Source organism: Ilumatobacter sp. (assembly GCF_030065885.1).
GTDB lineage: Bacteria > Actinomycetota > Acidimicrobiia > Acidimicrobiales > Ilumatobacteraceae > Ilumatobacter.
Genome location: NZ_JASJCS010000062.1, coordinates 21,984 through 34,601 on the forward strand (window position 1 = coordinate 21,984; position 12,618 = coordinate 34,601).

The window sequence follows — 12,618 nt, forward strand, 5'->3', positions numbered from 1 at the left end:
GCTCGCCATACCTACCCCCCGGTCGTGTGGCGTGTGTGTGTGAGAGAAGATGAGGTCGTCGCCGCGGTCTGACCGCAGCGACGACCTCCAGGGCTGGATCAGCCGGCGAGGATGACCTCGGCCTGGGCCTGCATGTCCTCCAGGATCGAGTCGATCCGAGACGGGTCGGCGAGGAAGTCGGCCAGCGCGGGGCCGGCGACGTTCGACGCGAACTCGGGGCTCGTGTCGCGATCGAGGAACTGGGTGACGTTCGGCGCCGCCGCGACGGCGTTGAGCACCTTCGTCTGCAGCGGGCTGTAGAGCGAGGTGTCGACGTCGGTCGACGGGGCCACCACGCTCGGATCCTCCGCGAGGTACGCCTCCTGGGCGACCGCGGTACCGAAGTGGTACAGCAGCTCCTTGGCGGCGTTCTCGTTCGAGGGGCTCCGGGCCATCATCCACCCGTCGATCGGGGCCTCGACCGTGCCGGTGCCGTGCTCGGCGTTGAGCTCGGGGAAGGTGAAGAAGTCGAGGTCGCTCGTGTCACCGTCGGGGAACTGCGAACCGATGAAGGTGCCGATCGTCATCATGCCGGCTTCCTTGTTCACGACGGCCGCCGCGGCCTCCTCCCAGGTGCGCCCGTTCGGGTTCTCCTGGTGGATCGGCAGCAGAGACTCCCACGTGGTGAAGACGTTCTTCACGCGCTCGTCGGTCCAGCTCTCCCTGCCGGCCATCAGGTCGACGTGGAACTGGTAGCCGTTGAGGCGGAAGTTGAGCTGGTCGAACGTGCCCATCGCCGGCCAGCGGCCGTCGTTGGCGAAGGCGAACGGGGTGATACCGGCGTCCTGCATGTCCGACGCCAGGCTCTGCAGACCGTCGAGGTCGGTCGGCGCGGTCCAGCCGTTCTCCTCGAACAGGCTCGGCCGGTAGTAGACGCCCCAGATGTAGTACGTCCACGGCACGAAGTACTGGTTGCCGTCGTCGCCGGTGGAGGCGACCTTGAAACCCTCGCCGAGCAGGTCGTTGAGCCCGGCATCCCACACGTCGGTGATGTCGCCGAGCAGGTCCTGGGCGGCGAAGAACCGCATGCGGAAGCCGGCGAACCACGGGATCACGTCGTCGGGGTTCTGCAGGTAGGTCGTGATGTTCTCCTGGAACGTGTTGTGGTCGACCTCGTTGATGCTCACGCTGACATCGGCGTTGGGCAGTGCGGCGACGGCCGCCGCCAGACCGTTCTGCGGGAGCTCGTTCGAGTAGTTCGATCCGAGCGAGGTCTCGCCCGAGGCATCGAAGCTGCCGGGCGCCGCCGCGGGCGCCTGGGTGGCGTCGGTCGCAGCGTCGGTCGCATCGGTCGCGGTGCCCGTGTCGGTGTCGGTCGCGCCGTCATCGTCGTCGTCGTCACCGCAGGCCGCCAACGTGGCGGGCAGCAGGAGACCGGCGCCGGCCGCGCCGGCCGCACCCTTGATGAACTTGCGGCGGCCGAGCGAGTAGCCGTAGGCGGACGGGCTCGGTGACTGCCTGGTTTCGGTCATGTTGTACTCCCCTCTTCGCCCGCCGGGTAGCGAGCGTGTCATGAATTCCCAGTAACGAACAGAAACTGGCAAATCCGAACACCAGCTTCGTCGCGTTTCCGGGGTGTGTCAAGTGTTAGCACTTCGTGGGCCTCGGCGGGGATCGGTGCCCGGCGTCGCCCACCCCGCGGGCGATCGCGACTCGTCGGAGTGCGTGTGGGCCGTGCGATTCTGATCGATTCTGTTGACTTCGCACGCCGACAGGACCACGCTGACGGGTGGGCCCCGGCGCGGAGGACCCGGAGGATCAGATGCTCGCTCGTCAACGTCAGGACTTCATCGTCGAAGCGGTTCGCCGGACGGGTTCGGTTCGCGTCCGCGATCTCGCCGAACAGCTCGAGGTCTCGGAGATGACGGTGCGCCGCGATCTCGACACCCTCGCCGACCACGGCCTCATCGAGAAGGTTCACGGCGGCGCAGCGCGAGTCGGCGACCTCAGCTCGTTCGAGCCCGGCTTCGCGGCCAAGCAGGACCGCCAGCGCGCCGAGAAGCTGGCCATCGCACGCAGCGCCGCCACGCTGGTGCGTCCGGGCTCGGCGATCGGCCTCACGGCCGGCACGACGACGTGGACGTTCGCGAGCGAGCTGCAGGCGCCACCCGACCTCACGGTCGTCACGAACGCCCCGTCGATCGCACAGACGCTGTACGGCTCGACCCACGTGTCGGTGGTCCTGACCGGTGGCGTCCGTACGCCGTCGGACGCGCTCGTCGGACCGCTCGCCACCGACGCGGTGTCGAAGCTGCACATCGACACCCTGTTCCTCGGCGTGCACGGGATGGACGCCACGCTCGGCTACTCGACGCCGAACCTGGCCGAGGCCGAGATCAACGCGGCACTGATCGCTGCCGCCCAGCGTGTGGTGGTCCTCGCCGATCACACCAAGTGGGGGACCCGCGGTCTCGCCCAGATCGCACCGTTGGGCCGCGCCGACATGGTGATCTCCGACGACCGCCTCCCGGTCGAAGCGCACCGAGCCTTCGAGTCGGCCGGCGTCGAGCTCGTCGTCGTCCGCGCCGGCAAGCTGGCCGAGCGGTCCGCCTGAGCGGACACCGTTCCTGCGCCGCCCAGTCGTGGCGCCCGGTCAGCACGAGCGCGTCCGATCAGGCCTCGTGCTGTGCGATTCCGGCTGTCTGAAATCGTGGGGGATGTGGCATTGACGCCACGCCGGGCGATCGACACCATGGGGGCATGCCCCGCCGGATCGACGTTCTGTTCGTGGTCTACGACGGCATCCAGGCGCTCGATCTGACCGGCCCGTTCGAGGTGCTCCACGGGGCCAACGAGGTCGCCGACACCCACCGCCCCGAGGGTGTCCGCTACGCGCTCAGGGTGGCGTCACTCGACGGCGACACGGTGACGACCGAGAGCGGGCTGCAGCTCGCGACCGTCCCGCTCGGAAACGTCGGGCGGTCGCCGCACACGCTCGTCGTGCCCGGCGGCTTCGGTGCGCAGGAAGCGGCGCGGTCGACCGAGCTCGTCGCAGCCGTGCGACGGCTGGGTGAGAGCGCCGAACGTGTGGTGACCGTCTGCAGCGGTTCGTTCGTCGCCGCCGCCGCCGGACTGCTCGACGGGCATCGCGTGACGACCCACTGGGCCCGCGCCGAACAGCTCGCAGCGCGGCACCCGAGCGTCCAGGTCGACGCGGAACCGATCTACGTCGTCGACGACCGGGTGTGGTCGTCGGCGGGCGTGACGGCGGGCATCGACCTCGCCCTCGCGCTCGTCGAGCACGACCACGACGGCGAGGTCGCGCAGATCGTCGCGCGATGGCTCGTGATGTTCCTCCGTCGGCCCGGCGGCCAGAGCCAGTTCGCAACCGCGGTGTGGCGCGACCGAGCCGAGCTCGCGCCGGTCCGGGCGGCCCAGGACGCGATCGACGCCGACCCCGGCGCCGATCACCGCGTGAGCCTGCTCGCACAGCGGGTGGGCATGAGCGAGCGTCACTTCACGCGCCGGTTCACCGAGGAGGTCGGTGCGAGCCCGGCGCGGTACGTCGCGTCGGTACGGATCGAGGCCGCCCGACGCCTGCTCGAGACCACCTCGGACACGGTCGAGGCGATCGCCCGTCGGTGCGGCTTCGGCACCGACGAGACGATGCGGCGGACCTTCACGCGCCGACTCGGCGTCTCGCCCGACCAGTACCGTCGGCGATTCCGCCACCGGCCACCCTCACCGATCACGCCCCCACCGACCAGGAGCACCGCATGACCCTGCGCGCCGCCATCCCCCTCTTCCACCAGTTCACCGCCCTCGACGGCATCGGCCCGTACGAAGTGCTGCAGCGGATCCCCGAGATCGACGTCACGTTCGTCGGCCACGAACGCGGCGAGATCCGCTCCGACAACGGCTTCCTCGGTGTGACCGCCGACGCACGGTTCGAGGACCTCCCGCACCCGGACCTCGTCGTCGTCCCCGGCGGTGAGGGCACGCGAGCGCTGATGAACGACGAGCGCGTGCTCGACTGGGTGCGGACCGCGCACGAGACCAGCACGTTCACCACCTCGGTGTGCACCGGCTCACTGGTGCTCGGGGCGGCCGGCCTGCTCGACGGCCTCACAGCGACCACGCACTGGAGCGCCTACCACGTGCTCGAGCGCACCGGCGCGACCCCGACCACGACCCGCGTCGTCGAGCACCTCGATCGGCGCATCATCACCGCGGCCGGCGTGTCGAGCGGCATCGACATGGCGCTCCGGCTCGTCGAGCTCGTGTTCGACCGCACCGCCGCCGAGGCGTGTCAGCTCATGATCGAGTACGACCCGCAGCCGCCGTTCGACGCCGGCGCCGTCGACAAGGTCGGACCGGGCGTGATGGACCGCGTCATCGAGTACGCCCAGCACCGCAAGTAGCTCGTTCGCGTGAGGTTCTTGCGCACTATGTCCGCAACATCCTCACGCGTTCGGCTTCGGGGATCACGTGAGTGGGGCCGGCGGCGGGCCCAGGACCTCCATGCCGTGCTCGGCGCAGACCGCTGCGACGCGACCGGGATCGATCGCGACGGGCTCGGGCAGCGCTGTCGTGTCGATCGGCTCGCCGAGCGTTGCGACGAAGCGGTCGAAGCTCGGTGCCGAGCGGCGGCCCGCAGCCACCGTCAGCAGCCGAGCCGACTCCGACTCGACCTGGAAGGTGTGCGGGACGCCACAGGGCAGGGAGACCACGCAACCGGTGTCGGCGAGGACGGACTCCTCGCCGAACTCGAAGCGCACGCGCCCGTCGATCACATACATCAGTTCGTCCTCCTCGCGATGCACGTGGAGCGGCGGCCCGAACCCACGTGGCGCCGTGAACTCGACGGCGTTCATCCCCGACGTCGAGTCGCCGGCACCGACCTTCACGGTCGCCAGGTGGTTCAGGAAGTGGTGGTGAGCGCCGTCGCCGTCGGCGATGGCATGCAGCTGTTCGATGGTGGCAGCACTGGTCGTCATGGCGCCACGATGTGACGCGACCCTTCCGAGAAGCTTCCGGTTGCCGCTACGACCCGACGATCGACTCCCATGTCTCGGCCTCGAGACCCAGCTCGGCCATCGCCGCCGCATAGGTGCCGTGGGCGTCCCTCGCGTCGCCCGACCTCCCGTCTGCGTGAAGCGTCGCCACCAGCCGACGGTGGCTGTGCTCGTCGAACGGGTCGGCGGCGAGCACCCGCCGGTACAGCTCGACGGCGCGATCGCTGTCGGCACGATCGGTGTCAGCACGATCTGCGGCTCGACGGGCCGCCGTGACGAACCGGGTTCGCATCTCGTCGCGGAGCGGTCCGGACCAGTCGTCGTAGCGGTCGTCGGGGAGCAACTCCCCCGGATACCCGTCGGCCACGGCGTCGTCGTCGTCGAGGTCGAACCAGCGCTCGAGATCGACGTCGACGGCGTCGAGGTCGAGCCGGATCGCCGAGCGATCGGCGATGACCCCGCCGTGCAGGATGCGGCGGACCGCCGACAGCTGCACCGAGAGCCGGGCGCCGAGGCGATCGGAGGCCTCACCCGGCCAGAGCATCTCGACGAGCTCGTCCCGCGTGACCGGCCAGCCGCGAGCGGCGATCAGGCGCTTGAGCAGCGTGCGGGCACGCTTCGATCCCCACGCGCTGGTCGGCACCGGCTCGGCGTCGACCGCGACCTCGAATCGGCCCATCGTGGTGATGGCCGGGCGCGCGGTCGAGCGCGGCCGGCGGGCCCGCACGGTGCCCGTGGTGAACCGTTCGATCTCGGCGACGAGGGCGTCGACGTCGCCCGCGAACGAGAAGTGGTCCTCGCCGGGGAGCTCGACCATCCGGACGTCGGCGCCGGCCTCGTCGAGGAGCCGGTACGTCTCGCGTGCGCGCTCGACCGGGACGATCTGGTCCCCGGCCCGATGGAGGATGAGCACGGGCGCGTCGACGCGGTGCAGCACGTCGCGGACGTCCATGTCGCCGTTCATCCGCAGCAGGGTCATCAGCGCGTCGCGATTGGCGGCGTGTCGCTCGTAGCGCGACCACCACGCCCGGAACTCGGCGTCGTCGGCGAGCGACGGCCCGAACATGTCGAGCGAGATCGACTCCGGCGTCCCCCACACCGAGACGTACGCCTCCCAGCGCGCCAGCTGCGCTTCGTACTCGGGCCCGGACCGTCCTGCGGCGCGCTGCTCGTCGCTCATCAGCGACGCGCCCGTGCCCTCGAGGATCAGGCCGTCGACGCGCTCGGGATACGTGGCGGCGAACATGATCGCCATCGGGCCGCCCTCGGAGAGACCGTGCAGGTAGGCATGATCGATCTCGGCCGCGTCCATCACGGCGCGCAGCTCGTCGACGCGCTCGTCGAGGGCGGGGATGTCGAGGCTGCGGTCGGACATGCCGGTGCCGCGCTTGTCGAACACGACCTGGCGGGAGAACGACGCCAGTCCGTCGAACATGTGCCGGAGCACCGGCGACTCCCACGCGAGCTCGATGTTCTGTGCCATCGGTGGCACGGCGCAGATCGTGACGGGACCGTCGCCGTACTCCAGGTAGGCGATCGACGAGCCACTCGCTCGTGCGAACCGAACCTCCGGCACACCATCCATCGCCGCCGAGTCAACCACAGGTCCCGTGCGATGATCGGTCCGTGACGCTCCGAACCGCGGCGCTCGCCGACGACGCGCCGAAGGACGGCTACCCGTTCGACCTGCCCGCCGCGCGATCGCTGCCGATCGAGTTCTCCTCCGGTGTCACGCTCTTCGTGGGCGAGAACGGAACCGGCAAGAGCACCCTGATCGAGGCGATCGCCGTCGCAGCGGGCTTCAACCCAGAGGGCGGCAGCGGCCACATACGGTTCGAGACGCAGGCGACGCACTCCGAGCTGGCCCGGCACCTCGACCTCACGTGGCGGGCGGCCAAGCGCCTCCGGCCGGGCTGGTTCCTCCGTGCGGAGAGCTTCTACAACGTGGCCACCGACCGTGATGCACTTCCGGGTCCCCCGATGCCCTCGTACCACGCGATGTCGCACGGTGAGTCGTTCCTGCAGGTCACACGTGATTGGTTCGACCAGCCCATGCTCTTCGTGCTCGACGAACCCGAGGCCGCGCTCTCGTTCACGGGGCAGCTCGCGCTGATCACCGCGATCCACGAAGGTGTCGCCGCCGGCGCACAATTCGTGATGGCGACGCACTCGCCGTTGCTGATGTCGATCCCCGGCGCACGGATCTACGAGCTCGACGACCTCGGTGGCCACCTCAGGAGCGTCGACGACCTCGACGTCGTGCTGCTGTGGCGATCGTTCCTCGAATCACCCGAACGGTTCCTCCGCCATCTCGCCTGACAGGACGGGCGAGTCGGCGCCGTTTCAGCGCGGCACGCTGATCGCGACGATGGCGTCGCCGGCGCTCGCGAGGTCGAGACCCGGGCGGCGCCTCACGCTGCGCCGCCGGCCGACCACCTGCACCTCGCACGGCGCGTTCTCGCCGGCGCAGCGCACCAGCCCCTTGGCACGAACCACGTCGGCCGGCAGTCCGGCGATCAGCTCCTCGAGCTCGGCGACGGTGGGTGTGCCCACCTCGACGACGGCTGCTCGATGGCCGGCACGAGGTGCTCGTCCGGTCGACGGTTCGTCGTCGCTCGACGTGGATCCGGCCGAGCTCGCGTGGCCGAGCAGGAGGCCGACGTCGACGGCACCGCCCTCGACCCGAACGACGGGCGCCCCCGACATCGTGCGCACCACCGCCGTCGCGCCGGCACCGCCGTCGGCGGTGAGGTCGGTCTTGGTGAGCAGGACGATGTCGGCGGCACCAAGCTGCTCGCGAATCGTGTCGCCGACGTACCGGCGGGCGGCCAGCTCGCCGATCTGGTCGGCATCGGCTGCGACGAAGGTCCCGTCGAGGCGGAACCCGGCGGTGTTCGCCCACGGCGCGACGCGGGCGGGTTCGGCCACACCGCTCAACTCCATCAGCACGTGGTCGGGCCGAGGTCGCAGATCGCGGACCCGCTCGAGCGTCACGGTGAAGTCGTCGGCGAGGGTGCAACAGACGCAGCCGTTGCTGAGCGAGAGCGTGTCGCCGTCGTGGGCGGCGATCAGCGCGACGTCGACGTCGATCGCACCGACGTCGTTGACGAGCACGACGATGCGGCGACCGACGCTGTGTGCGAGCACGTGGTTGACGATCGTCGTCTTGCCGGCCCCGAGGTAACCGCCCAGCAGGGTGAACGGGACGCGCTGGTCGTCGGTGGTCGCTGCCGTCATGCCGTCGCGATGCCACCGACCATCGTGCCGCGCACCTCGATGTCGCGGAGGCGCATCGGTTCGACGTCGTTGGGGTCCTCGGCCAGTGCCACGAAGTCGGCGAGCTTGCCCGCCTCGATCGTGCCGATCTCGTGGTCCATCCGCAGCTGGTGCGCCGCGTCGACGGTGACCGCCCGCAGCGCCCGGTCGACGGTGATCCGTTCGTCGGGACCGAGCACGTCACCGGAGGCCGTCACCCGGTTCACCGCACACCACATCGTGTGCAGGCTCCCGAGCGGCGTCACCGAAGCGTCCGAGTGCACGCTGAACCTGACCCCCTCGCGGGCGGCCGTGGCGCAGGCGTCCATGCGGGCCGCACGATCCGCGCCGACCGTGATCGAGCGGTGCTGATCACCCCAGTAGAAGATGTGGTTCGAGAAGATGTTGGCGTTCATGCCGAGACGCGCCATCCGCCGGTACTGGGCCGCCGTGGTGAGCTGGGTGTGCTGCGCCGTGTGCCGGTGATCGAGCCATGCGTGGTCGGCGAGCGCCTGTTCGGCGGTGTCGAGCAGGAGGTCGACCGCCTCGTCGCCGTTGACGTGGACGTGCACGGTGACGTGGGCCCGGTGGAACGCTTCGAACAGCTCGGCGAACCGTTCCGGCGCCATCAGCCAGATGCCGTTCGGCCGCTCCCGCCCCTCGGGGTCGGGCAGGTACCCCGGCGGGTTCAGCCGTGCGGTGAACCCCTGGATCGACCCGTCGAGCACCAGCTTGACGTGCCCGAACCGCACGATGTCGGTCGACTGCGCCCGCAGCTCGTGCACGTGCTCGGCGAGCTCGTCGGGCGCCCCGGGGTTGCGGGCCGGGTTGAGGAACGGCACCATGCGCGCCGGGAAGCGGTCGGCCGCCGCCGTGGTGAGCCACAGGTCGACGTCGTCCTGACCGAGCAGCCGGCCGGCACCGAGCTCGGTCACCGTCGTACAGCCGACCAATCGCGCCATGTCGGCGAAGCGGCTGATCGCACCCGGGCTGTTGAGGGCGCCGAACACGGCGACCATCTCGCGGCGAGCCAGCGACATCGCAGGCGGCTCCTGCAGCTCGCCGATCGGGCGGCCGTCGCCGCCGACCGGGACACCCTCGACCTCGGAGCCGTCGGCGAAGCCCTCGCGCTCCATCAACGCCGTGTTGACGGTGATCAGGTGCAGGCTGGCGTGAATCACGCAGATCGATCGCGTGGTCGACACCAGGTCGAGGTGGTGGGCGGCGAGCCGCTCACCGGGGAAGTAGATCGGGTCGTAGCCCCAGACGATCAGCGACTCGTCCGGGGCGAGCTGCGCATCCACCGCCCGCAGGACGTCGAGCAGGGATTCGAACGACCGGCAGCCATTGCGCATCCGACCGTCGGGGCCGAGACGGGGGAAGTAGCCGACGTACTCCCACGCCCACAGTGCCCCTTCGGTGGTGTGGGCGTGTGCCTCGACGAAGCCGGGCAGCAGCACGTCGCCCGCATAGCGATCGAGCACCGGGAGCCGGCCCCAGTTCGCACGCAACTCGTCGATCGTGCCGACGCCCAGGATCCGGTCGTCGCGGACGGCGACAGCCTCGGCACGCGGCAGCGCCGGGTCGAGCGTCACGACCCGGCGAGCTCGGTAGATGACACCCACCGCCGAATCCTGCCACCCACCATCGAGGAACGGAGCACCGACGACCATCCCACCGCCGACCGCGTCGCGCCGGCAATCGCGAGGCGGCGTCGGGAACGCGTGCGTCGACGACCATCTCACCGACCGACCGCGTCGCCTGCGTCGAGGCGGGCGAGCGTCGAAGCTCGGCGCCGCGCGCCGTGCGGGGGCCGCGAGCCCCTCCGGGCTCGTCGCCGAGGCGGCTTCACCGGTCGGCGAAGCCCGAACCTAGACGGCCGTCGTGCAGAACGTGTCGCCCGCGGGCAGGCTCGACTCGGTCGTGACGTCGTCGAAGTCGTCGCCGGTCAACTCGCCGAGCATGCCGCGCACCATGCCGCGGTCGACCGCGCAGATGACCGGGTGCTCGAGCGCCACGTCTCCGAACGGGCAGTGGTCGTTGATGATCCGCAGCCCGTCGTTGCGGCTCTCGGCGTGGGCCGCGAATCCGTGTGCCGTCAGCGCATCGGCGACCGCCTGGATGGCACTGCGCATCGACCGGTGCCCCGCCTCGAGCGCGTCGCCCGTGAGACCCGCGGCCATCGCCCGGCCGTACTCGGCGCCGACCTCCTCGGCCATCTGCTCGGCATCGACCGGCGACAGTCGGGTCAGCGCACGGCCGAGCAACGACAGCACGAGGTCGTCGCTGCGGACCGGGAACTCGGTGACGGCGTCGGCGACCGCGAGGTACCGCTTGGACGGCCGCCCGGCACCGCCGCCCGGCACCTTGCCCGAGTGCACCTCGAGGTAGCCGCCGGCAGCGAGCTTGTCGAGGTGGTGGCGCGCCACGTTGGGGTGGACGCCGATCTCCTCGGCAACGGCGGCCGTGGTGGCGCCGTGCTCACCGCCGTGATCTCTCACGAACAGGTAGACCGATCGCCGGGTCGGATCACCGAACGCGTCGGTGATCGCCGACACCGTGGCCGTGAACGACGCATTCGTCCCCATGCCGAGATTCTACTATCCGCGTAGTGCAAATCAGGGTCGACGTCGACACAATGAGTCTGTCATGACCAGCGTCTCCTCCGAACAGCTCATCGAGGCCCTCCGTCCGGTCGAGGACCCCGAGCTCCACCGATCGATCGTCGACCTCGGCATGCTCCGGCGCGCCGAGCTCGACGGCGACGGCACCGCCCAGATCCTCGTCGCCCTGACCGTGGCCGGGTGCCCGCTGCGCAACGAGATCCAGAACCGCGTCACGGCAGCGGTGCTCCCGCTCGCCGGCGTCGAGTCGGTCAACCTCGAGTTCACCGTGATGACCGACGACGAGCGCGAGGAGCTGCGCAAGACGCTCCACGGCGACGCCGCCGCCAGCGCCGGCCACGGTCACGCTCACGGCCACGCCGAGGGCAGGGCGATCCCGTTCGCCGAAGCCGGGTCGAAGACGCGGCCGCTGCTGATCTCGTCGGGCAAGGGCGGCGTCGGCAAATCGAGCGTCACCACCAACCTCGCCGTCGCGCTCGCGCAACAGGGCCACTCGGTGGGCGTGGTCGACGCCGACATCTACGGCTACTCGATCCCCCGCATGCTCGGCACCGACCGGCCGCCGACCGTGATCGACCAGATGCTCGTGCCGCCCGAGCAGTGGGGCGTCCGTTGCATCTCGATGGGCTACTTCGCGCCACCCGGCGAGGCCGTCATCTGGCGCGGCCCGATGCTGCACAAGGCGCTCGAGCAGTTCCTGACCGACGTGTTCTGGGACGACCCCGACTTCCTCTTGATCGACATGCCGCCCGGCACCGGCGACATCGCACTCAGCTTGAGCCAGTACCTCCCGCGGGGTGAGGTGTTCGTGGTCACCACGCCGCAGCCCGCGGCCCAGAAGGTCGCCCGGCTGTCGGCGGCGATGGCCGAGAAGGTCAACCTGCCGGTGCGCGGCATCATCGAGAACATGTCGTGGTTCACCGGCGACGACGGCAAGCGGTACGAGCTGTTCGGCAGCGGTGGCGGCCACGAGCTCGCCGACGAGCTCGGCGTGCCGCTGCTCGGCCAGCTGCCCCTCGTCCCGGCGATCCGCGAAGGTGGCGACGAAGGTCGCCCGATCACCGCGATCGAGCCCGACAGCGAGTCGGCGAAGGCATTCCACGCCATCGCCGAGCAGATCGCCGTCGAGATGCGACCCAAGAAGATCTTCTCACCGGAACTGAAGGTCATCTGAGCCGGCCGGGCCGCGGTCCATGGACATCGTCCCGAGGTACCAATTCGAGCGCATGGTCGCGGAGGCGATCGACGACCTGCCGGCCGAGCTGCATCCCGTCCTCGACAACGTCGTCATCCAGGTGCACGATCGCAACCTCGACGAACCCGACCTGCTCGGCCTGTACGAGGGCACGCCGCACACCGAGCGGATCGGTGACGAGCTGCCCGACGTGGTGTCGATCTACCGCCACGCGCTCTGCGACGCCTGCGACGACATCGACCATCTCGCCGACGAGGTGTACGTCACCGTCATCCACGAGGTGGCGCACGCAGCGGGCATCGACGACGACCGCCTCCACGAGCTCGGTTGGGCGTGAGGCCGGCGCCGTGACGCAGCGCGCCGCCTCGCCTGCGAACGATTCGAGCCGTCGAGAACGAACCGATAGCGTTGTCACCGTGAGTGATGCACCACCGCCACCACCCGGTGTGACATGACGACATACAACGCCCCACAGTACCATTACACGAAATGGCCACCTTAGCAGCAGGGAAGTGAAAATGTTGTTGACACAAGCCAATCGGTGTCCTAT

Annotated in this window: 12 protein-coding genes; 6 read left to right on the forward strand and 6 right to left on the reverse strand. The window is 70.0% G+C overall.

All coding sequences use genetic code 11. The features are described 5' to 3' along the window. Positions 1-98 precede the first annotated feature (98 nt). A complete protein-coding gene (locus QNJ12_RS13860; protein WP_300623339.1) occupies positions 99-1,511 on the reverse strand; it encodes an ABC transporter substrate-binding protein in 1,413 nt (470 codons plus the stop codon). A gap of 290 nt (positions 1,512-1,801) precedes the next feature. Here QNJ12_RS13860 and QNJ12_RS13865 point away from each other — a divergent pair, with 290 nt between their 5' ends. The 3 genes from QNJ12_RS13865 to QNJ12_RS13875 all read left to right on the forward strand — a co-directional run bounded on the left by QNJ12_RS13865 (position 1,802) and on the right by QNJ12_RS13875 (position 4,400). Continuing rightward, complete coding sequence (locus QNJ12_RS13865; RefSeq protein ID WP_300623340.1) at positions 1,802-2,593, forward strand: DeoR/GlpR family DNA-binding transcription regulator; 792 nt, start codon at positions 1,802-1,804, stop codon at positions 2,591-2,593. Positions 2,594-2,739: 146 nt separating this feature from the next. Beyond that, positions 2,740-3,759 carry a GlxA family transcriptional regulator gene (locus QNJ12_RS13870; protein ID WP_300623341.1) on the forward strand — a complete coding sequence of 340 codons (1,020 nt, stop codon included), beginning with the start codon at positions 2,740-2,742 and terminating at the stop codon, positions 3,757-3,759. 2 nt (positions 3,760-3,761) lie between these two features. Next, positions 3,762-4,400 carry a DJ-1/PfpI family protein gene (locus tag QNJ12_RS13875; RefSeq protein WP_367281794.1) on the forward strand — a complete coding sequence of 213 codons (639 nt, stop codon included), beginning with the start codon at positions 3,762-3,764 and terminating at the stop codon, positions 4,398-4,400. 63 nt (positions 4,401-4,463) lie between these two features. Here the strand turns inward: QNJ12_RS13875 and QNJ12_RS13880 are convergent, their stop codons facing one another. Then, complete coding sequence (locus QNJ12_RS13880) at positions 4,464-4,976, reverse strand: cupin domain-containing protein (RefSeq protein WP_300623344.1); 513 nt, start codon at positions 4,974-4,976, stop codon at positions 4,464-4,466. A 46-nt stretch (positions 4,977-5,022) separates the two neighbouring features. Next, positions 5,023-6,570 carry an alpha/beta hydrolase gene (locus QNJ12_RS13885; RefSeq protein ID WP_300623346.1) on the reverse strand — a complete coding sequence of 516 codons (1,548 nt, stop codon included), beginning with the start codon at positions 6,568-6,570 and terminating at the stop codon, positions 5,023-5,025. 50 nt (positions 6,571-6,620) lie between these two features. Here QNJ12_RS13885 and QNJ12_RS13890 point away from each other — a divergent pair, with 50 nt between their 5' ends. After that, on the forward strand, positions 6,621-7,313 hold the full coding sequence (locus tag QNJ12_RS13890) for an AAA family ATPase (protein ID WP_300623347.1): 693 nt from the start codon (positions 6,621-6,623) through the stop codon (positions 7,311-7,313). A gap of 24 nt (positions 7,314-7,337) precedes the next feature. Here QNJ12_RS13890 and QNJ12_RS13895 read toward each other — a convergent pair whose 3' ends face one another. The 3 genes from QNJ12_RS13895 to QNJ12_RS13905 form a co-directional block, all read right to left on the reverse strand. Beyond that, the gene (locus QNJ12_RS13895) at positions 7,338-8,231 is read right to left on the reverse strand and encodes a GTP-binding protein (protein ID WP_300623349.1); all 894 of its coding nucleotides are present in this window, start codon (positions 8,229-8,231) and stop codon (positions 7,338-7,340) included. Continuing rightward, positions 8,228-9,874, reverse strand: a complete 1,647-nt coding sequence (locus QNJ12_RS13900; RefSeq protein WP_300623351.1) for an amidohydrolase — start codon at positions 9,872-9,874, stop codon at positions 8,228-8,230. Before QNJ12_RS13900 ends, QNJ12_RS13895 begins: the two co-directional genes overlap by 4 nt. 246 nt (positions 9,875-10,120) lie before the next feature. Continuing rightward, on the reverse strand, positions 10,121-10,837 hold the full coding sequence (locus QNJ12_RS13905; RefSeq protein WP_300623352.1) for a helix-turn-helix domain-containing protein: 717 nt from the start codon (positions 10,835-10,837) through the stop codon (positions 10,121-10,123). 61 nt (positions 10,838-10,898) lie between these two features. Between QNJ12_RS13905 and QNJ12_RS13910 the strand changes: the two genes are divergently transcribed. Continuing rightward, positions 10,899-12,047 (forward strand): P-loop NTPase, encoded by a 1,149-nt coding sequence (locus QNJ12_RS13910; protein WP_300623353.1) that lies wholly within the window; start codon positions 10,899-10,901, stop codon positions 12,045-12,047. A 19-nt stretch (positions 12,048-12,066) separates the two neighbouring features. After that, a complete protein-coding gene (locus QNJ12_RS13915; RefSeq protein WP_367281793.1) occupies positions 12,067-12,405 on the forward strand; it encodes a metallopeptidase family protein in 339 nt (112 codons plus the stop codon). The last annotated feature ends 213 nt before the right edge of the window (positions 12,406-12,618 follow it).